This is a genomic window from Micromonospora sp. NPDC048842 (genome assembly GCF_040649935.1).
Classification (GTDB): domain Bacteria; phylum Actinomycetota; class Actinomycetes; order Mycobacteriales; family Micromonosporaceae; genus Micromonospora; species Micromonospora hortensis.
Window position 1 is genome coordinate 174074 of sequence record NZ_JBEZGK010000009.1, and the last position, 17512, is coordinate 191585.

A 17512-nucleotide genomic window follows, 5' to 3' on the forward strand; every position below is an offset into this window, starting at 1 on the left:
GTTGAGCGGGGGAGTGGCGGGGACCCGTGCGGGGACGTGCAACGCCGGCCATCCGTGCGACGCGAGCGCGGTGGGTGGGATCCCGGGCCCGGCAACTGGGAGGAGTGACCCGATGGTGGACGCGACCACGAGGTTCTTCGAGGACCTGGACCGGCGGGGGTACGAACCCCTGCTGGCCAAGACCTCCGGGACGCTGCGGATCGACCTGCACGAGGGGGCGCAGACCCGGCACTGGCTGCTGAGGATCGACCACGGTCGGCTGAACGTCAGTCAGGAGGACCAGGAGGCCGACACGGTGATCGGCGCCAGCCCCGTCCTCTTCGACGACATCGCCTCGGGGCGCGAGCACGGCCTGGCCGCGCTGCTGCGGGGGGACATGACCGTGTCCGGTGACGCGCGCCTCGTCGTACAGGTCGAGCGGATCTTCCCGGGTTCCCCGGACGCCCGTGGGCCGCGTCGGCGATTCGCCGGGGAGGTGCACTGATGGGGCAGAGCAACACGATCCGGATCCTGGACGGCAACACGTTCGTCGTCTGCGAGGACACCGGTGACATCGAGGCGACGCCGAGCGAGCCCACCGGGCTCTTCTCCATCGACACCCGGTTCCTGTCGACCTGGGTGCTGACAGTCAACGGTGAGCGACTCAACTCGCTCTCCTACGACGACCTGCAGTACTTCGAGTCGCGATTCTTCCTGGTCCCGGGGATGGCCACGCACTACGTGGACGCGAAGCTGTCGATCATCCGGGAGCGCACTGTGGGCGGCAGCTTCTGTGAGCAGCTGACCATCCTCAACCACGACGAGAAGCCGGTCGACCTGGAAGTCCGGATGGACGCGGCGTCGGACTTCGCCGACCTGTTCCAGGTCAAGGACGAGATCCTGAACAAGAAGGGCGAGATCTACACCGAGGTGGAGTCGGACCGGCTGCGGCTGGGGTACCGGCGGGGGAACTTCCGGCGGGAGACCGTCATCTCGTCGTCGATGTCGGCCCGGTACGACAGCAAGGGCTTCGCGTACACGGTGCACCTGGAGCCCAACGAGCAGTGGGACGCCTCGATCGACGTGCAGACCCACGCGGTCGGGCCCGGCGGCCGGGACCTGCGCTTCGGGCTGCGCAAACACGGCACCGAGCGGCTCGCCCTCCAGCACGACCTGGAGAAGTGGATCGCCGACGCACCGAAGGTCAACAGTGAGCACGGCCGGGTGGCCAGCACGTACCGGCGCAGCCTGATCGACCTGGCGGCGCTGCGTTTCTCGCCACTGTCGCTGGGCGGCGCCACCCTGCCAGCCGCCGGTCTGCCCTGGTTCATGACCATGTTCGGCCGGGACAGCATCCTCACCTGCCTGCAGACGCTGCCGTTCACCCCGCAGTTGTCGAAGACGACGCTGCGCATCCTGGCGTCGTTGCAGGGCAGCCGGTTCGACGACTTCCGGGACGAGGACCCGGGGCGCATCCTGCACGAGATGCGCTACGGCGAGACCGCGGCCTTCGAGGAGCAGCCGCACTCGCCGTACTACGGCTCGGTCGACGCGACGCCGCTGTTCATCGTGCTGCTCGACGAGTACGAGCGGTGGAGCGGGGACGTCGCGCTGGTCAAGGAGTTGGAGCAGGAGTCCCGGGCCGCGCTGAGGTGGATCGACAACTACGCCGACCTGGTCGGCACCGGCTACATCTGGTACGAGCGACGCAACACCGACACCGGCCTGGAGAACCAGTGCTGGAAGGACTCCTGGGACTCGATCTCCTACTCCGACGGCACGCTGCCACCGTTCCCACGGGCCACCTGCGAGGTGCAGGGGTACGCGTACGACGCGAAGGTCCGCGCGGCCCGGTTGGCGCGCGAGTTCTGGGGTGACCCGGAGTACGCCGACCAGTTGGAGCGGGAGGCGGCAGAGCTGAAGGAGCGGTTCAACAGGGACTGGTGGGTGGACGACGGCGAGTACTTCGCCCTGGCCCTGGACCCGGACGGCCGGCAGTGCGACATCCTCAGCTCCAACATCGGCCACCTGCTGTGGAGCGGGATCGTCGAACCCGAGCGGGCGGAGAAACTCGCCGCGCACCTGGTCGGGCCGCGGCTCTTCTCCGGCTGGGGGGTGCGCACCCTCGCCGAGGGGGAGGCCCGCTACAACCCCATCGGCTACCACAACGGCACGATCTGGCCGTTCGACAACTCGTTCATCGCCTGGGGCCTGCGCCGCTACGGCTTCGCCGAGGAGGCCGCGACCATCGCCAACGGCATCCTGGACGCGGCCACGTACTTCGACGGCCGGTTGCCGGAGGCGTTCGGCGGTTACCCGCGGGAGCTGACCAAGTTCCCGGTGGAGTACCCGACGGCGTGTAGCCCGCAGGCCTGGTCGACGGGTACGCCGCTGTTGCTGCTGCGCACCATGCTCGGTCTGGAGCCGCACGAGGGTCACCTCGCGGTCGAGCCACGGCTGCCGGTGGGGATGGGCCGCATCGAGGTGCTGGACATCCCGGGTCGGTGGGGCCGGGTGGACGCGTTCGCCCGGGGGCGACTGGACCTGGACAACCTCGGCGACTGACCGACTGGGCCGCCGAACCGGCGGTGGCGCGCCACCCGCGACGCCGCCGGTTCTCCACCCAGCCGGTCCCCAGCCGGTCAGGGTAGATTCTGCGAATGCCGGAGCTCGTGTACCCGCCCGTTATCGCCGCCGCCAAGACGCTGTTCCGGGTCCTCGACCTGAAGATCACCATCGAGGGCGCCCACCACGTACCCCGCACGGGCGGGGCGGTGCTGGCCAGCAACCACGTCAGCTACCTCGACTTCATCTTCGCCGGTCTGGGCGCTAACGCGTCTGGCCGGCTGGTCCGCTTCATGGCAAAGGACTCGGTCTTCACGCACAGGATCTCCGGTCCGCTGATGCGCGGGATGCGGCACATTCCGGTGGACCGGCAGGCCGGTGCCGCCTCGTTCCGCGCCGCCGTGGGCGCGCTCAAGCAGGGCGAGGTCGTCGGCGTCTTCCCCGAGGCGACGATCAGCCGGTCGTTCACGGTCAAGGAGCTCAAGAGCGGCACGGTCCGGATGGCCCGCTCGGCGAAGGTGCCGGTGCTGCCTGTCGCGTTGTGGGGCACCCAACGCCTCTGGACCAAGGGTCGCCCGCGCACCCTGACCCGTCGGCACACGCCGATCACCATCCTGATCGGCGAGCCGATCAACCCGGCGGACTTCCCGGACCCGAACGTGCTGGCCGCGGAGCTGACCGCCCGCCTCAGCACCCTCGTCGACCGGGCGCAGCGGGATTATCCGGACACCCCCGCCGGTCCGGACGACACCTGGTGGCAGCCGGCGCACCTGGGCGGCAGCGCGCCCACGCCGGAGGAGGCCGCCGCTCTGGACGCCGCCTCCGAACACCGCGCCCCCAGCGCCTGACGCTGGAGGAGCGTGTCGAAGTCCTCGGCCCGCGAGCCGGCCCGCGGCTGCGACACGCTCCTCAGCTTGCTGGGATCGGGCACGGCAGCACAGTGGAAGCCGCCGCGCGGGCCGTCGGCTTCACCGATGCCCGGACGCTGCGCCGCCTGCGAGCCCGCCCCACGTTGTCGGGTCCGGTCTCGAGCGGTAGTAGTCGTCCCGGGAGTGGAACTCCACAGGCAACGAGCCGGGCAGCGTGATCCGGGTGTCGCCGGCGAGCAGACCGGGACCGGCCCGCAGCAGCAGCACGTCGCGCTCCTGGGCCGAGAGGTCGACCAGTTGTGGACGGTTGAGCCGGAACATGGCCACCGCCCGGCGGACCTGCCGGGCCAGCGCCACGACCTCGGCGGTCGTCCCGCTGAGGGCCAACGCCGGCTGCTGAATGGTGCGCAGCGCGTCGCAGACGATCAGCAACTGCGCCGGGGCGTCCGGCGCGCTCGTCGGCAGCTCCAACCGGGACGGCCACTGCCAGCGGATCTGACCGCTCATCAGGCCGTTCAGTCGGGCCGGCGGTCGGGCCCGGTGCGTGCCGTCGCCGACCAGCGACAGCTGCGAGCCACTGCCCACCCAGCAGATCCGCTGGTCGGTGACTGTCACTGCGACCGGCTCGGGCAACTGCCAACGGCGGCGCACCTCGCTCGGCCCGAGCAGGTAGCCCGCGACGAGCAGCTGGTGTCGCCCGAGCAACCGCTCGCCGGGCATCGGTCGGAGGTTGTAGCGGCGGTCCAGGGTCGGGCCCACGTCGTCGTCGGGGGCGTCGAACCGGTGGGGACCGATGAAGAAGGGGGACGCGTCGGCGTGCATCGTCACGACCTTCCGGTCAGCTGGCTGTGTACTGAAGCCTTCCGGAGCGGAGCGCCCCTGTCATGACGCCTGTTAGGGGGTCGGCCGGTCGTGTGTCGCCTGTGACCGGTAGATGCCGATCTCCTCCGGGCGGACGAGACCGTCCTCGATCGCACGGGCGAGTAGTGCCGCCTTTGTGGCGGCTGGTCGCCCCGCCCGGGTGTACTTGATCCGTGCCCGGTCGACGTACTGCTTCACAGTGTGCTCGCTGATCTGCATCCGCCGGGCCACCGACGCCTTCGACATCGACTGGAACCAGAGCAGCAGCGCCTCACGCTCCTTGTCGGACAACATCGGCCGGTCCGGCCGGGGGTCGCCTACCATCGCACCGGCCAGCGCCGGCGGCACGTACGGGCGGTCGCTCGCGGCGGCCAGCACAGTTTCCACGCAGTGTTCCCGGCCCTCGTGCTTGGCCAGGAACGCCACCGCCCCGGCGTCCAGCGCGGCGAGCATCGTCTGCGGGTCGGTGTGCTCCGAATAGACCACCACCCGCCGGCCGGCGGCGCTCAGCTCGGCCAACTTGTCCAACGCCATCCGCCCGTGCAGTCGCAGATCGAGCAGGATGACGTCGGCGTCCGGCGCCGCCCGCAGCACCGCGTCCGGGTCGTCGCCGGTGGCGAGCACCGTCAGGCGGGGCTCGGTGGCGAGCCAGGCGCGGACCCCCTCGACCACCACCGGATGGTCGTCGACGATCGCCACCCCGACCGGCCGATCGCCGGTCACCGCCGCCACCGGGTCTGCGCCCATCTGATGTTCCCGTCCCGTTCGTAGAGGTACTGCACCGGCCCGTCGTCGTGATCCCCGGGGGGTGGGCCGGTCGACTCCGGCCCCTCCCGGTCCGGCGTGACCAGGCTGACCACCACCTCGTCCGAGCCGGAGACCACTGTCAGACGCGCCCATCCCCGGGCGTCGGCGAGGGTGCCGGTGAGCGGGTCGGCCAGCCTGCGGCGGACCTCCACCGGCAGCGGCGGCGGGGTGCCGATGGTGACCAGGTCGATCGGAAGGCCGTTGCGTTCCGCCAGATCGGCGGCGGCTCGCAACTCGTGCAACAGCGGGTCGGGCACATCGTCGGACTCGGCGATCAGCCGGCGCAGCCGAGCGGCGGCCAGCATGCACCGCCGCTGCACCTCCGGGTCGTCCGGGTCGGCCTGTCCGGCGGCCAGATCGCCGAGGACACGCCCGGCCGCCGAGCTGACCAGGGCGAGCCGGTCCCGGCGTTCCCGAAGGCCCCGCTCGGCGGCATCCCGCTCCGCGGCCATCGCGTGACCGGCGGCCGAGACGGCGGCCCGTTCCCGAGCCAGGCCGACGATGACGGTGCTGCCCACGAAGACCGCCACCGGCAGGGAGAACGTGCCGTAGACGTACATCACGTAACGGGCCACGTCCGCCGGATCGGGGCCGTGCACGAGCACGGCGACCAGGGCGATCAACGCGTGCGTGCCGAGGAGCGCGATCAGCCCCACGACGCGCCGACCCCAGACCGCCAGCACGAAGAACCAGCCGAGCGTGCCCCACACCCAGTTGGCGGCGGTGAACAACTGCCGCTCGCCGGCCGCGGCGAAGACGGCCGCGTCGACGAGCAGCAACAGCCCGGCCAGCGGCCACGGCGGCAGTGGCGAGCCTTGCAGCAGCCGCACCCCGGCCACCGCGCCGGTCACCGCGACCAGGATCCAGGCGCCGAGCACCACCGCTGGCGCGGCGAACTCCGCGCGGGCGGACAGCACCGCCGGCAGCGCGATCGCGACGTGCCAGGCCAACGCGATGGCGACGGCGGCGATCCGGGCACCCCGGTCGGACGCGTGCGCCACGGCGGCCGGCGCGGCGAGCGCCGCGGGGGAGTCCGGCTCGCGGGGCGTCGGAACGTTGGTCCGGTCCGGTGCCTCCGGTGCGTCGCTGACGTGCGCCGGGGTGTTCAGGTCAGCCGACACCGGGCCACTCCAGCCGAATCCGGGTGCCCGCGCCGACGGTCGAGTGCACGTCGGCCCGGCCACCGACCGTCGCCATCCGGCCGCGGATCGACTCGCGTAACCCGTACCGGTGCGGTGGGACTGTGGCCAGGTCGAAGCCGGGGCCGTCGTCGGCGACCTCGACCACGACGCCGATCGCGTCGCGCGTCAGCCGCAGCGTGGCCCCGGCGCCCGGCGCGTGGCGGACCACGTTGGACAGCGCCGCGTAGGCGCTCTCGCTGATCGCGTCGGCCACCCCGACCGGGACGGCGCAGGACGCCAAGTCCAGCCGTACCGCAAGCTCGGGCAGCCGGGCGACCACCAACCGCAACCGCCCGTCGAGCGGCACCGGGCCGTCGCCGGCCACCGGGCCGACGTCGGTGAGCGAGACGAGGGTACGCAGGTCGGCCGCGCACCGGTCCCGGAAGGCGGCCGAGGGCCCAGCCACCGCACCGAGCCCGACCATGGTCAGCGTCCCGAGCACTGTGTCGTGCAGGTCGCGGTTCTGTTGGCGTTCGGCCTCGCGGGCGGCGCGCGCTACCAACGCCTCCCGGGTCAGCCGCTGGTGTTCGACGAAGGCGCGATCCGCCCGGCCGATGCGTCGGCGCATGACCGCCGCCATCATCGCCGTGCAGGCGGTCTGCGCCAGTAGCGTGGCCGCGTGTGCCCTGGCTTCGGTGGGGTTGCCGGCGGCCTGCGCCCCTGTCACGTAGGTGGCTATCACGAGTAGACCGGCCGGGATCGACCAGCGGGCCGAGGTAGTGGCCTGCGTGTTGATCACCGTGGTGCTGGCCAGCACGGCGATCCAACTGCCCTCGCCGGGCAGCACCTCGGGCGCCACCAACACCGGGATGAGCAGGCAGGTGAGCGCGGTGACGGCCACGTCACCGCCGACAAGGCCGGGGCCGATGCCGTGGCGCAACGCGCGGTGCGCGTACCAGAGCGACCAGCCGGTCAGTACTGCCACAGCGGGCAGCAACACCGCCTGCTGCACCGGCGGGGTCTGCACCGACACGGCCACCGCCGCGCCGAACACCCCGCAGCTCAGCCGGAGCAGCGCTGGGAGCGTGGTGAAGATGAGGCCCAGGGCCCCGCCGGCCGGGTTGTCCAGCGCGGGCGGCGGCACGGTTGGGGTGGCAACGGCCGGCATCGGGAAGTGTCCTTCCGACAACGACCCGGTCCGGGTCCACACGGCGTAGATCGACATCGGACAATAGCATGGCGGACCGTGACGGGGTGATCCCTTGTGTGCGGAGTGTCGCTAATGTGTCACTCTGTGCTGCGGGGCTGAAGGAGGTCCCAGCGGTTGCCGTAGATATCGACGAACACCGCTACCGAACCGTACGCCTCGTGGCGCGGTTCCTCCAGAAAACGCACCCCGGCCGCCACCATCCGGGCGTGGTCCCGGGCGAAATCCTCCGTGTAGAGGAACAGCCCGACCCGGCCGCCGGTCTGGTCGCCGATCCGAGCCTGCTGCTCGGCGCTGCTCGGCCGGGCAAGGAGCACTGCCGTCTCCCGGGCCCCCGCTGGGCGGACCACCACCCAGCGTGAACCGTCGGGTCGGGCGGTGTCCTCCACCAGCTCGAAACCGAGGTCGCCGACGTAGAAGTCGATCGCCTCGTCGTACTCAGTGACCAGCAGCGTGACAAGTCCCAGATGTGCCATTCGGTCATTCTGCCGGCGAGCGCCCCGGGCCCGGCCGGCGACGTCCGTGCCGGTCACCCTCGTCACGCCGCGGGCCGGCCGGCCGGAACCGGACGCGCCCGTCGTCCGTCTCATCCCCGGGTGGAAGGGTGGTGAGCCGGATGCGCTCGTCCCGGACGGTACTGGCGGTGGCACTGCTCGGCATGGCGCTGGGTGGCTGCGGTGGCACGGTGATCGGGCCGGGCGATCCGAGGGAGCCCGGTCCGGCCGAGGTCGTCGACGGGTGGACCTCCTGTGCCAAGGCGGCACCCCGGGCCGGCGAGGTGATCACGGTGCCGACCACGGAGACGCCTCCGTCGGCAGTGAAAGAGCCGACGATCGGTCGCATCGACAGCGCGTTCACAGCGGTCGCGGCCGTGATCTGCGGGCGGGAGATTCGGCCGGGCCCCGACGGCGGCCAGGAGCAGATCGCCACCGAGCGGCGCGCCGAGCAGATCACACCGTTGCTCACCGCGCTACGCCTGCCCAGCGAGCAGACCGGCGGGGAGGTCGCCTGCACCCTCGAAATGGTCATCCCGCCGTGGTTGGCCCTGGTGGACGATCGTGGGCGCTGGCTGCGGCCGCACATCCCGACGGACTCCTGCGGCAAGCCTCACCCCGACGTGATCGCCGCGTTGGCCGGGCCGCAATGGACCACGGTGGACACCCGTACCATCCGGCAGATCGAATCCGCGGCGGCCGAGGCCGCCGGATGCGCGCAGCAGTGGACGGACATGGTGTGGGTGCAGACCCGAAACGGTAGCCCAGGACCGCCCGGGCCGGGGCTACCGCCGGCCGCCGGGCCGCTGCGCCTCTGCGTCTACCAGGTGCCCGCGTCGCTCCAGGAGGGCGAGAAACCGGCCGGCGATTTCGTGTACGGCGGTCCGCTGCCGACCGAGCGCCAGGCGGGCGTGTTCCGGGCGCTGTCCAACCGCCGGGCAGTGGTCGACTGTGCCACCCCAGCGACCCGCTTCGCGGTGCTACGCCCGCTCGAAGGTGCGGGCCCCGACCGGTACGTGGAACTCGACGGCTGCCGCCGGTCCCTGGTCGCGCCAGCGACCGGCGCTGCGCAGCTCGGCCAGGGCGACGACGCGCTGATTGCCCTGCTGGGGCCCGTCTGAGCCGGCCGATCCGCGACACCCGGCGTCACCAGGTGTCCGGGCGGTCGAGATCGCGGGCCGGCTGGTACCCGCCGAGGATCGCCAAGCCCTCCGCCTCGGTGTAGCCGTTCCCCCGACCCTTGCGGAACGCCTCGACGTGGCAGGGCCTGACCACCATCTCCAGCACGTCCCTGCCTTGTCGGCGGACCCGGTAGGGGCCCGCGACAAGGTCTCCGCGGCGGGCGTCGTCGCCGGCCGGGGCGAGTTGCGCCCGAACGGTCAGCCAACGACCGGATGCGTCACCGACCACCAGAGAGCCCTCGACGAAGGAGTCCCGCGCCGACCGGCCGAGCGTGACCGAGCACTCCAGCAGCCGTCCGTCGGGCGGCAGCGACTCCAGGCGGAACGGCACGACACAGCGGTGGGCGCCATCGAACCGGACCCGGCTCGCCGTACCGGCCGCCTCGTCCCGGGTGGTCGCGTAGATCTCCAACTGGGCCCAGAGCCCGTCGGCGGGTTGCCAGCGGACGAACCACAGCTTCCGGTCGCCGGACGGATCGAACCAGGCGACCCCGGGGCGGTCGCCGACCCGCACCTCGGTCCGTCCCTGCGGTTGCCCCTGCGAGGACAACGTCTGCTGGAGCCCGTCCAGCAAATCTTCGGTACGCGCCAACACGAAACGAGCCTGACCGGTCGGGCCGCGAAACTCGACGCTCTCGATGCCGCGCCCGGTGCGCCACGACGCGGAACTGGCATCGCTCACCAGCGTCTCGGTCGAGAAGTGCACAGTCGCGGGATCGGCACCGACCTCCTCGGGGCGTACGGTCCCATCGCTCTGTGCGTCCGGCAGCATCAGCGCCGCGGTCGGCATGATCGGGTCATCGGTGCCCCGAACGCCCGGGATCACCAGGACCACCGAGGTGAGAGCGGCACACGCCGCTGCCACGCCGCCGGCGATCAGTCCCCGTCGCCGCAGGCGCAACCGCCGCCCGCGATGCCGGGCCTGCTGCACGATCGTCGTCGGATCGATGTCGCCGCCCGCCCGATGCTTGAGCGTGGTGGCGAGCTGCTCGTCGAGGTCACTGAACATCAGAGCTCTCCTGCCCATGCGTGGGTTGCTGCAACCTGACGCTGACGCAGCGCCGCCAGGGCCCGCCTCGCGTGTGTGCGTACCGTCCCTGTCGAACAGGCGAGGATCTCGGCGATCGCCGTGTCGTCCAGATCCTCGTAGTAGCGCAGGACGATCACCGTGCGCTGACGTGCCGGCAGATCACAGACCAACCGCCACAGTGCGTCGCGCTCGGCGACCCCGGCGGCCTCGTCCACGTCGCCCGCCCGATCGAGCACCGCGGCAACGGAGATCTCCCGGCTGCTGCGCCGACGCCACCACGAGTTGTGGGTGTTGACGAGCATGCGCCGGACGTAGGCGTCAGGACGGTCCGTCCGTGAGATGCGACCCCACCGGGCGTACGCCCGCGCGAGGACATCCTGAACCAGATCCTCGGCTCGGTGCTCGTCACCGGTCAGCAGCCGGGCGAGCCGCACCAGCGCCGAAGTGCGAGCGAACGCGTACTCCTCGAACGTCACGCCCTATTAACGCCGTAGGCCGGCCAACCCGTAGACACCTGCCGGGCACTTTCTGCGAAGCAGGGCCGTCGTGACGCGCCTACCTGTCGCTGACGTAGGTGCCCCGCTGCGGCGCGGTCGGAGAAAATCTATGTGCGAAGCGCTAGACATTCGCGCCGTGGCCAACTAACGTTCCTGTGGTCGAGAGCAGAGCAAACAAAGACGCTGACGTTGCCGCCCCGCACGAGGGCGAAGGAGTGGGGCAGGGATCTTGCAAGTCCTGCTCGGTTCGGCGGCAGACATGTGCCGCAGTTAGGCAGTACGCGTGTGACAGCGGGTGGGGCCAACGCTTGTTCAGGGCTTCACCCGAGGTGAGGAGAGTTCGTCGTACGTGTTGGGGCCATGAAGTCGCGTGGGGCTCGGACACCGACGGACAGCACGGAGTACGACAGAGGAAATCAGAGGCAAGGGAGGGCATTACACCGTTGGATCGCCCGCTGCCAGTCGCAATCGTGGGCTGGGCGCGGACACCGCAGTTTCCCTCGAACGAGAGGTGGTCTCCGGTCACGCTTATGCGATCCTCGCACCCGAAGCCGTCCCTGACGGCTGGTGCGGACAAGACAAGCCGACGTTCTGTCGGTAGATGGTGTTCCTGACCCACAACCCTTGGGCCCCGGTGCTTCCGAGCACCGGGGCCCTCGTGATGGAGGTTCCATGGCTCAACCCGACGACATGCTCGACGACGAGGACTACCCCGCCTACACGATGGGCCGTGCCGCCGAGATCCTCGGCTGCTCGCAGGACTTTCTGCGCCGGCTCGGCGAGGCGAAACTGATCGACCCGCAGCGCTCCAGTGGAGGGCACCGCCGCTACTCCCGCTACCAACTGCGCCTTGCCGCGAGGGCTCGGGAGATGTGCGACCAGGGCACCGACATGGCCTCGGCCTGCCGGATCATCATTCTTGAGGACCAACTCGAAGAGGCCCTTCGGCGCAATGAGCGTCACCAGCAGGGCTGAGCACACCGTCCGTGCGGGCCTGCACCCAACGTGAAGCCGAGCGCCACGCGGTCCCGCACCCGGAAGGACTCGGTGAAGCCGAGGCCAGCGTAGAACTCGGCGGCGCGGGAGACGTCCTCGCTGAAGAGGATCACCTGAGGAGTGCCGAACATCGACACGGCCCGACGCCATCAGCGCAGTGGCTTCTCGCTACGCGGGCACGTCCCATGAACTCCCGCAAGCGCGCGTTCGCCCAGCACGACTGCCCCGCCGCATCCGCGACGGCCACGCACGGCGTTGACGTGCCCGGCTCGACGACGCATCGAGCCGGGCGCGTCAGGTGAGCTATGCCACGAAGCGCGAACGGCGTCGGCGGCCGATCAGGTAGCCCGCGCCGCCGAGGACAAGGAGCACACCGCCAATGCCGGCCACTGTCGCGGTGTCAGCACCGGTCACGGGCAGCCCACCGCCCTCGCCATCCTGGCCGCCGGGTGCACCCGGGCTGGCGGAGACAGTAGGAGTCGGTACGGCGGTCGTCGTGGCGCTGGGCGTAGCGCTTGGTGTGGGCTGAGCCGTCGGCGTCGGTGTGGGCTGAGACGCGCAGTCAAGCTCGCGGGCGGTGTAGAGGCCGTCGTTCAGGTAAGCCAGGTAGGCATCGATGCTCGCCTCGCCGAGCACCTTCTGCGCGGCGGCCTCCACGTTGGTGCCAGCGTCCGTCAACGTTCGAACCACACTGATCCGCAGAGCCACCGACCAGGCGTTATACACGCCCGTCTTGAGGAATGCGCGGAGCTCATCCTCGGTGCCCTTCAGCGCATCCTGAATGGCGCCGGGCAGAACGGGCAACGAGTCGGCGTTGGCCGCGGACAGGATCCGGGCGGCCAACACCCGTACCTCCTGATCGGTGGCGGTATCCAGGTCGATGGTGACCAGCTTGCGGATGTCCTTGTACGCCTTGCGCTCGACCGTTTGGCAGGCCTCGTTCAGGCCGGGCGATTCAACGTGAGCCACCGCCGGTGCCGCCGGAATCAAAAAGGCCAACGCCAATAGGGCGCCGGCCGGGAACTTCCATCGCATGTGGTCTTCCTCCCCGTTGCAAGCAAAAACACGGAGATACTACCGTCAGTGGACGGAGAAGCAAGGATGGATACACGCCCACGATTGCGCAATGGCAAGGCCGCGGCGAAACACTCACCCAAATACATCCACAAGGGACGAAGGGCCCTCCACTCAGTTTGCTTCGACAGGAGCTCTGAGCAGACTGAGATGGTCTGAGAGTGACGCTGTGCCCAGCAGGATTCGAACCTGCGGCCTTGGGATTGGACGAAGATCACGGATGGCTGGTGGCGCGGGTGCGTCCCTGGTCAGCCTGTCCGTCGCCGCCCGTTGGTGTCGGCCTGTGGCGGCGTTCTTGGCTGTACCGATGGCTGTACAGTTGATCTATGGCGGCGGCCGAGAATGGGAACATCGGGCGCTTCCGCGATCCGAGGCATTGGCTGGGCGGCTTGGCTGCTGGCGAGGTCTTCGTCCGCTGCCCACGCTGTGCAGAACGTGCCTCGGTCCTCCCTTGTCCCGAGGAGCTCGCCGACGGTACTCGGCATGATGTTTGGCTGCGTCGTCGGCTGAGTTGTCTCGGGTGCGCGTATACGGACCTCTGGGATGCCCCTCGCCTCGCCAACAACGCGCGCGCCTTCCCTGAACTCTCGGGTCCGAATGACCCCTACTTCGGCCTGCCACTCTGGTTGTCGACAGAGTGCCGTGGGCGTGTGCTCTGGGCGTACAACGCAGAGCACCTGAACCTGCTGGAGACGTACGTGTCCGCTCGGTTGCGGGAACGCGGCCAGTACATGGGAAGCCAGACCCTGGTTGAGCGCTTGCCGGCGTGGATCAAGGATGGCAGGCACCGCACTGAGGTGCTTGACGCAATAGGGCAGCTTCGGGCGCTACTTGCCTGAGCGCGGCTGACCGGCAGAGGTTGCAACAGCGGTGGTGCGGCAACGCCGGACTCGACTGGCTGCGGCTGCCGGAGATCGAACGGGCCGCCGTGGACGAGGTCGCGAAGGGACTTCTTCGGCTGACGTGGCTCTACGAATGGCTGTACGGGGGTCGGGGTGACCGACCGGACCGGGCACGGCAAGCCGCTGACCTGCGGTGGTGGGGTGCGCCCGGCAGGATTCGAACCTGCGGCCTTGGGATTAGAAGTCCCCTGCTCTATCCGCTGAGCTACGGGCGCGTGTGGCGTGGATGTCGCGCCCAGAGGGTACCGCCGTCCCACTGCCCGACGGTGAAAAGGGGTGCCCGCGTCCACGTTGCCGAGCAGAGTCTCACGTCCGCCTCGTAGCGGGCATCCGGGTTACCGCGAAGCGGCCTGGCCACGGACCGTACCTTTGGCTGGTGTTGCTGGATTCCGACGCCGAGAGCGACGTCGCCTACGAGCTGTGCCAGGTCGTCGGTCGCGCCATCCTTCCGTACCGGTCCTCGGGCGACTTCGGTACCGCTTTCTTCTTCCAGGGCGGCGACGACCCGGTGGGGGAGTCGCTGCTGACGGCGTCGGACCTGGTGGGCGGTTCGGGTGGTGAGTTGAGCCTGCGGGCGAGCGTCACCGAGCCGGCCGGGGTGGCCCCGGCCGTCATTTCCGAGGCCGCGATCGTGCCCGGGTGGGCACGCTTCGCGGGCGACGGGGTCGCGGTGTTGCCGACCGCTGGCCTGCACCGGTACGCCGGCGACGGCGGCTGGCGGTGGCGCGTCCAGCCGGTGCCGGCGGGGATCGCCGCCGGGCCCGAGGTCGTCGCCCGCCTCGGCGCCGACGCCAATTCCGCTTTCGTGCTGGCCCATGGGGTACGCGAAGACGGGTCGCGACCGCTGGAGGTCGCGATCGAGCGGGTGGTCCGCGACGGGGACGCCGTGCTGATCACCACCGAGCTGCCGCCGGGGTACGTCGGCGCGCCGGTCTTCATCGTGCAGGCTGAACCCACCGGTGAGGTTTCCCCGTACTGCCTGGGCCTGGTCCTGCCCGGCGTCGGCGCGCACCCGGTGGCGACCTTCGACCGAATCCGTGCCGTCCTCCCGGCGACACCGGGCGACATTTGACCTTTCGCGCCGGCCGGCCTGTCAGCCGCTGGGCGTCGCCGCCCCCGCCGGGTCGACCGTCTGCGCGCCGACCGTCTGCGCGCCGACCGTCTGCGCGTTGGCCGGCGCTGTGTCGGCGGCGGTAGATGCGCCGTCGGCTGGGGCAGCATCGGCCGGCGCCGCGTCGGCCGGGGCGGTGGGGCCGGCGGCGAGGAACGCCTCGGCCCAGCGGCCCACCTCGTCGAACACCTTCTTCCGTACGACGGGGCCGGAGAGCGTGAGATCGTGCAGCCCTCCGTCGAAACGGGCCAGTGTGACGTGGCGACCGAGGCGGGGCGCGTAGCGGACCATGTGCTCGACGTCCAGCACGGCGTCGGCCAGTGTCGCGTTGTCGTGCCACTTGGTGCCCCGGAAGGACCGGGTCGAGCAGGCCAGCAGCACCGGCACCTGGATGTCCAGCCCGGCCCGGAGCCGACGTTGCCCGGTGCGGATCGCGTTCAGCCAGCCGGCCCGGACCGGGAACCCGGCCAGCGGCTTCCACGCCAGGTCGTAGGTCCACTCGCCGCGGTGGTCGGAGTGGATGCTCTCGCCGTACACGGTGCCCAGCCCGAACGGGAGGATGCGGTGCGGCGCCCTGCGGCCCAGCCGGGACGCGGCGGCCGCGAGGGGGCGACGGACCGCCCAGGGGGCGTTCAGATCGAAGAAGGGGCTGTTGAGCACCAGGCCGTCGATGGTGCCGGTGTCGCGGCGGGCATCCGCCCAGAGCGAGATGATCAGGCCGCCGGTGGAGTGGCCCATCGCCAGCAGGGTGTCGTGCCCGTCGTCGGCGCGGATGATCTCGGCGGCGGCGTCCAGCTCGGGGAAGTAGTCGCTGATGTCGCGGCAGAAGTTGGGGGTCTGGGCCGGGAGCAGACTGCGGCCGTATTTGCGCAGGTCGAGCGCGTAGAAATCCCAGCCTCGCTCGGCGAAGAAGTCAGCCAGGTGCGTCTGGAAGAAGTAGTCGACGAAGCCGTGCACGTAGAGCACGGCCCGTCCGGTGGGGCGCTCGGCCCGTCGTCGGACCAGTGTCGCGACAACGGGGCCTTCGTCGTCGGTGCCCAGGTCGATCGTCTGCCGCTCGTACGGCGGCCCCAACACGTCCGGTTCCACGAACGCGACGCTACGCCGCCAACCTACCGAGCGGTAGCCCGTCCCCGCCCACACCCCGCTCGCCTCCACTCATCCCGCGATCTTGCACTTTCTGTCCCGACGTAAGGGGCAATAGCCGCTGTTCGGGAGCCGAAAGTGCAAGATCGCGGGGTGCGGCGTGGGTCAGGCAGTTTCCGCGTCGGCGCGGAGGGTCGGGTTCTCCGACTCGTCGGCCTCCAACTGCGGCTGGGGGAGGTCGCGCAGGTGCTTGTTGTGCCGCGGCTCCTGGCGGGTCTTGGCGTCGTTGAGTCGACGGCGCAGATCGTCACGGACGTCATTGAGGGCGGCGTGCAGGTCCTCCTCGGCGGAGGTGGTGACGATCTTCTGCCGGCCGGCGATCCAGCACTCCAGGGTGACCTTCTGGCCACGCGCTTCCCGGTCCTTCACCGACACCTCCAGCTCGGTGGCGTCAGCGTGGAAGCTGGCGAGCCGGGCGTCGAGGGTGGCGAACTGCTCGGCGATCCAGTTGCGGTCGCCCTGCGAGAACCCGGCGCCCACCCGCAGGCACTCAGCCACGGTGGCCGGGTTCGCCACGGCGCTCATCGCTGCGCCTCGGAAGCGTTCGCGGAGTCGATGGTGGTGATCGTCATGGCGCTGACCTCTCGTCGACGTGGAGCTGTCGGTGGTGCGTTGATCAAGTCCTTACCCAGTTCGGGTGGCCTGGGAAACCGTGGACGGCGGGTCGGGCGGGTCGGGCCTACCACGTTCGGGCGTGATCAGGGCGTTGTCCACAGGTGGGTTCGTCATCCACAGGCCGGGGATGAGCCCTCGCGATGGGTGCTTCCAGTGTCGATGCTCGGTGTCGAGTCGACTCGCGCTGGCAGGCCCCGATCCCCCTGGAGGGATGATGTTCGACACTTACGTGACAATCGTCGGCAATGTGCTGACCACGCCCGAGTGGCGTCGTACGACCCAGAGCAACACTCTGGTGGCCAACTTCAAGGTCGCCTCCACCGCCCGCCGACTCGATCGGGACAGCGGCCGGTGGGTTGACGGCAATTCGCTCCGCGTCCGCGTCAACTGCTGGCGCAAGCTCGCCGAGGGGGTGGCGGCCTCCGTCATGGTCGGTGATCCGGTGGTGGTCTGCGGGCGGCTCTACACCCGCGACTGGACCGACGACGCCGGCAACCACCGCACTGTCTACGAGCTGGAGGCGGTCGCCGTCGGCCATGACCTGTCCCGGGGTCGCGCCCGCTTCCTGCGTAACCGGCCGAGCATGGCGACCAGCACCGTGGAGGACGCGGAGGCCGAGAGTCGGGTGCACGGCGAGCCCACCGAGCCGGTGCCGGCCGGGCAGGCGCCCGTGCTGCCCGACGACCGTCCGCTGGACGACGACTTCGAGCTGCCCGACTACGCGGAGCTGCGGACCAGCCCGTTCGGCAATGGCCCGGCGGACGACGACAGCTCCCCGAGCGGCGGGGTCTTCGGTGACGGCGGAGCGGCCGCGAGCGGCGGGCAGGCCGACGGTCCGCCGGCCCTCGACGACGAGTTGGCCCCTCCGCCCGAGGCGCACGACGACAACAACGCCGACGACGACCTGGACATCGAGTTGGGGCCGGTGCCCGACGAGGGGCAGCCGGAGCCGGCGCAGCCCGGCCGAGGACGGCGTGGTCGGGGCCGGATCCCGCAGCCAGCCTGACCGATCGGCTCGGCCGTCGCGGATTGGGCGGCGGTCGAGCTGGCCAAGCAC

Annotated in this window: 17 protein-coding genes, 1 tRNA gene and 1 pseudogene; 7 read left to right on the forward strand and 12 right to left on the reverse strand. The window is 70.6% G+C overall.

Going from position 1 to position 17512, the window contains the following annotated elements; genetic code table 11:
• Positions 1-112: 112 nt before the first annotated feature.
• The 3 genes from AB0C19_RS15660 (at position 113) to AB0C19_RS15670 (ending at position 3392) form a co-directional block, all read left to right on the forward strand.
• The gene (locus AB0C19_RS15660) at positions 113-484 is read left to right on the forward strand and encodes an SCP2 sterol-binding domain-containing protein (RefSeq protein ID WP_091405597.1); all 372 of its coding nucleotides are present in this window, start codon (positions 113-115) and stop codon (positions 482-484) included.
• Entirely contained in the window at positions 484-2544 is a 2061-nt protein-coding gene (locus AB0C19_RS15665) for a glycogen debranching N-terminal domain-containing protein (RefSeq protein WP_357185071.1), read from the forward strand. Before AB0C19_RS15660 ends, AB0C19_RS15665 begins: the two co-directional genes overlap by 1 nt.
• 95 nt (positions 2545-2639) lie before the next feature.
• Positions 2640-3392 carry a lysophospholipid acyltransferase family protein gene (locus AB0C19_RS15670; RefSeq protein ID WP_357185073.1) on the forward strand — a complete coding sequence of 251 codons (753 nt, stop codon included), beginning with the start codon at positions 2640-2642 and terminating at the stop codon, positions 3390-3392.
• Between the two features lie 120 nt (positions 3393-3512).
• Here the strand turns inward: AB0C19_RS15670 and AB0C19_RS15675 are convergent, their stop codons facing one another.
• The 5 genes from AB0C19_RS15675 to AB0C19_RS15695 all read right to left on the reverse strand — a co-directional run bounded on the left by AB0C19_RS15675 (position 3513) and on the right by AB0C19_RS15695 (position 7885).
• Positions 3513-4235: a hypothetical protein gene (locus AB0C19_RS15675; RefSeq protein ID WP_357185076.1), complete on the reverse strand. Its 723-nt coding sequence runs from the start codon at positions 4233-4235 to the stop codon at positions 3513-3515.
• A 72-nt stretch (positions 4236-4307) separates the two neighbouring features.
• Positions 4308-5021 carry a response regulator transcription factor gene (locus tag AB0C19_RS15680; protein ID WP_357185079.1) on the reverse strand — a complete coding sequence of 238 codons (714 nt, stop codon included), beginning with the start codon at positions 5019-5021 and terminating at the stop codon, positions 4308-4310.
• Positions 4994-6202 carry a hypothetical protein gene (locus tag AB0C19_RS15685; protein ID WP_357185082.1) on the reverse strand — a complete coding sequence of 403 codons (1209 nt, stop codon included), beginning with the start codon at positions 6200-6202 and terminating at the stop codon, positions 4994-4996. The genes AB0C19_RS15680 and AB0C19_RS15685 overlap by 28 nt, the downstream gene beginning before the upstream one ends.
• Positions 6192-7370 (reverse strand): ATP-binding protein, encoded by a 1179-nt coding sequence (locus tag AB0C19_RS15690; RefSeq protein WP_357185287.1) that lies wholly within the window; start codon positions 7368-7370, stop codon positions 6192-6194. Before AB0C19_RS15690 ends, AB0C19_RS15685 begins: the two co-directional genes overlap by 11 nt.
• A 119-nt stretch (positions 7371-7489) precedes the next feature.
• Entirely contained in the window at positions 7490-7885 is a 396-nt protein-coding gene (locus AB0C19_RS15695) for a VOC family protein (protein WP_357185085.1), read from the reverse strand.
• Between the two features lie 140 nt (positions 7886-8025).
• Between AB0C19_RS15695 and AB0C19_RS15700 the strand changes: the two genes are divergently transcribed.
• Positions 8026-9024, forward strand: coding sequence for a hypothetical protein (locus tag AB0C19_RS15700; RefSeq protein ID WP_357185088.1), 999 nt, complete (start codon positions 8026-8028; stop codon positions 9022-9024).
• 25 nt (positions 9025-9049) lie between these two features.
• Here the strand turns inward: AB0C19_RS15700 and AB0C19_RS15705 are convergent, their stop codons facing one another.
• Entirely contained in the window at positions 9050-10093 is a 1044-nt protein-coding gene (locus AB0C19_RS15705) for a hypothetical protein (RefSeq protein WP_357185091.1), read from the reverse strand.
• On the reverse strand, positions 10093-10590 hold the full coding sequence (locus AB0C19_RS15710) for a SigE family RNA polymerase sigma factor (RefSeq protein ID WP_357185094.1): 498 nt from the start codon (positions 10588-10590) through the stop codon (positions 10093-10095). The genes AB0C19_RS15705 and AB0C19_RS15710 overlap by 1 nt, the downstream gene beginning before the upstream one ends.
• Before the next feature lie 693 nt (positions 10591-11283).
• Between AB0C19_RS15710 and AB0C19_RS15715 the strand changes: the two genes are divergently transcribed.
• Positions 11284-11586, forward strand: a complete 303-nt coding sequence (locus AB0C19_RS15715; protein WP_238678144.1) for a MerR family transcriptional regulator — start codon at positions 11284-11286, stop codon at positions 11584-11586.
• Here AB0C19_RS15715 and AB0C19_RS15720 read toward each other — a convergent pair.
• The 3 genes from AB0C19_RS15720 to AB0C19_RS15730 all read right to left on the reverse strand — a co-directional run bounded on the left by AB0C19_RS15720 (position 11571) and on the right by AB0C19_RS15730 (position 13798).
• Complete coding sequence (locus AB0C19_RS15720) at positions 11571-11744, reverse strand: hypothetical protein (RefSeq protein ID WP_357185098.1); 174 nt, start codon at positions 11742-11744, stop codon at positions 11571-11573. The two genes, AB0C19_RS15715 and AB0C19_RS15720, sit on opposite strands and share 16 nt — an antisense overlap.
• Before the next feature lie 166 nt (positions 11745-11910).
• Positions 11911-12642 carry an LPXTG cell wall anchor domain-containing protein gene (locus tag AB0C19_RS15725; protein WP_357185101.1) on the reverse strand — a complete coding sequence of 244 codons (732 nt, stop codon included), beginning with the start codon at positions 12640-12642 and terminating at the stop codon, positions 11911-11913.
• Between the two features lie 1083 nt (positions 12643-13725).
• A tRNA-Arg gene (locus tag AB0C19_RS15730) sits at positions 13726-13798 on the reverse strand.
• 161 nt (positions 13799-13959) lie between these two features.
• Between AB0C19_RS15730 and AB0C19_RS15735 the strand changes: the two genes are divergently transcribed.
• Entirely contained in the window at positions 13960-14655 is a 696-nt protein-coding gene (locus AB0C19_RS15735; protein ID WP_357185104.1) for a hypothetical protein, read from the forward strand.
• Between the two features lie 189 nt (positions 14656-14844).
• Here AB0C19_RS15735 and AB0C19_RS15740 read toward each other — a convergent pair.
• Both AB0C19_RS15740 and AB0C19_RS15745 read right to left on the reverse strand, forming a co-directional pair.
• Positions 14845-15783: pseudogene (locus AB0C19_RS15740) on the reverse strand (alpha/beta hydrolase); the annotation flags it as partial.
• Between the two features lie 162 nt (positions 15784-15945).
• Positions 15946-16365, reverse strand: a complete 420-nt coding sequence (locus AB0C19_RS15745; protein WP_357185107.1) for an HPF/RaiA family ribosome-associated protein — start codon at positions 16363-16365, stop codon at positions 15946-15948.
• A gap of 304 nt (positions 16366-16669) precedes the next feature.
• Between AB0C19_RS15745 and ssb the strand changes: the two genes are divergently transcribed.
• Positions 16670-17461, forward strand: coding sequence for a single-stranded DNA-binding protein (gene ssb / locus AB0C19_RS15750; protein ID WP_357185290.1), 792 nt, complete (start codon positions 16670-16672; stop codon positions 17459-17461).
• Positions 17462-17512 lie beyond the last annotated feature (51 nt).

What these genes read in the sequence shown, in the direction of transcription:
- AB0C19_RS15660 (WP_091405597.1), top strand. Translation starts at nt 113, where the DNA reads ATGGTGGACGCGACCACGAGGTTCTTCGAGGACCTGGACCGGCGGGGG.
- AB0C19_RS15665 (WP_357185071.1), top strand. Translation starts at nt 484, where the DNA reads ATGGGGCAGAGCAACACGATCCGGATCCTGGACGGCAACACGTTCGTC.
- AB0C19_RS15670 (WP_357185073.1), top strand. Translation starts at nt 2,640, where the DNA reads ATGCCGGAGCTCGTGTACCCGCCCGTTATCGCCGCCGCCAAGACGCTG.
- AB0C19_RS15675 (WP_357185076.1), bottom strand. Translation starts at nt 4,235, where the DNA reads ATGCACGCCGACGCGTCCCCCTTCTTCATCGGTCCCCACCGGTTCGAC.
- AB0C19_RS15680 (WP_357185079.1), bottom strand. Translation starts at nt 5,021, where the DNA reads ATGGGCGCAGACCCGGTGGCGGCGGTGACCGGCGATCGGCCGGTCGGG.
- AB0C19_RS15690 (WP_357185287.1), bottom strand. Translation starts at nt 7,370, where the DNA reads ATGCCGGCCGTTGCCACCCCAACCGTGCCGCCGCCCGCGCTGGACAAC.
- AB0C19_RS15695 (WP_357185085.1), bottom strand. Translation starts at nt 7,885, where the DNA reads ATGGCACATCTGGGACTTGTCACGCTGCTGGTCACTGAGTACGACGAG.
- AB0C19_RS15700 (WP_357185088.1), top strand. Translation starts at nt 8,026, where the DNA reads ATGCGCTCGTCCCGGACGGTACTGGCGGTGGCACTGCTCGGCATGGCG.
- AB0C19_RS15705 (WP_357185091.1), bottom strand. Translation starts at nt 10,093, where the DNA reads ATGTTCAGTGACCTCGACGAGCAGCTCGCCACCACGCTCAAGCATCGG.
- AB0C19_RS15715 (WP_238678144.1), top strand. Translation starts at nt 11,284, where the DNA reads ATGGCTCAACCCGACGACATGCTCGACGACGAGGACTACCCCGCCTAC.
- AB0C19_RS15725 (WP_357185101.1), bottom strand. Translation starts at nt 12,642, where the DNA reads ATGCGATGGAAGTTCCCGGCCGGCGCCCTATTGGCGTTGGCCTTTTTG.
- AB0C19_RS15745 (WP_357185107.1), bottom strand. Translation starts at nt 16,365, where the DNA reads ATGAGCGCCGTGGCGAACCCGGCCACCGTGGCTGAGTGCCTGCGGGTG.
- ssb (WP_357185290.1), top strand. Translation starts at nt 16,670, where the DNA reads ATGTTCGACACTTACGTGACAATCGTCGGCAATGTGCTGACCACGCCC.